This window comes from Cryobacterium aureum (genome assembly GCF_002954245.1).
Taxonomy (GTDB): Bacteria; Actinomycetota; Actinomycetes; order Actinomycetales; family Microbacteriaceae; genus Cryobacterium; species Cryobacterium aureum.
On record NZ_PPTG01000049.1, the window covers coordinates 1 to 1,113 of the forward strand.

Below are 1,113 nucleotides of genomic sequence, written 5' to 3' on the forward strand. Positions count from 1 at the left end.
TGTACTGCCCAGGCAGGTTGGTTGAGTAAATGTGACGACACGCTGTAGTCATTGAACGTGGGTGAGGACCTCCGGTTGTGTAGTGGAGCTGTCAAAGGCCAACCACTTCAGACCAGGAGGTCCTCGTGTCCCACGCTAATGCTGCTTTGACTCCGCGTCACCGTCTTCGGCTGGCGCGTCTGATCGTCGATCAAGACCGCTCGATCGTCTACGCCGCCCGACTGTTCAACGTGTCGTGGCCGACCGCGAAACGGTGGGCCGACCGCTACGCCGCGATGGGCCCGGACGGGATGGAGGACCGGTCCTCACGCCCGCACCGAATGCCCAACAAAACACCTCAGGACCAAGTGAGAAAGCTCGTCCACCTGCGCTGGAAGAAGCGTTTGGGGCCCGTGGCGATCGGCGCAAAACTGAATATGCCACCCTCGACCGTTCATGCGGTTCTGACCCGGTGCCACCTGAATAAGCTGCACCACGTGGACGTGCGCACCGGGGAAGTCGTCCGCCGCTACGAGCACGCCACCCCGGGGTCATTGATCCACGTCGACGTGAAAAAGCTCGGCAATATCCCCGATGGTGGCGGATGGCGCTACGTCGGCCGGCAGCAAGGCGGCAAGAACCGAGCCGCGACGGCGACCCAGAAACGCAGCGTTCACCGCAACCCACTGATCGGGACCGCGTTCGTGCACACGGTCATCGACGACCACTCCCGTGTCGCCTACGCCGAGATCCACAATGACGAGACCGCCTCGACGGCCGTCGGAGTCCTGCAGCGCGCGGTGTCTTGGTTCGCCGCCCGCGGCGTGACCGTGGAACGGGTCTTGTCGGACAACGGCTCCGCCTACAAATCACACCTCTGGCGCGACACCTGCCGAGACCTGAACATCAAGGTCAAGAAGACCCGCCCCTACCGCCCGCAGACCAACGGCAAGATCGAACGCTTCCACCGGACCCTCGCCGACGGTTGGGCATTCAGCCGCTTCTACAATTCAGAATCTGCCCGCCGAAACGCCCTGCCCGCCTGGATCCACGAATACAATCACCACAGGCCCCACACCGCCATCGGAAACCACCCACCCATCAGCCGCTTAACCAACGTCCCTGGGCAGTACA

Annotated in this window: 1 protein-coding gene; it reads left to right on the forward strand. The window is 62.9% G+C overall.

What is annotated here, in order from left to right; genetic code table 11:
* Positions 1-125: 125 nt before the first annotated feature.
* Positions 126-1,113: IS481 family transposase (locus CJ028_RS20060; RefSeq protein WP_105036973.1), on the forward strand; the 988-nt coding region annotated here is incomplete at its 3' end.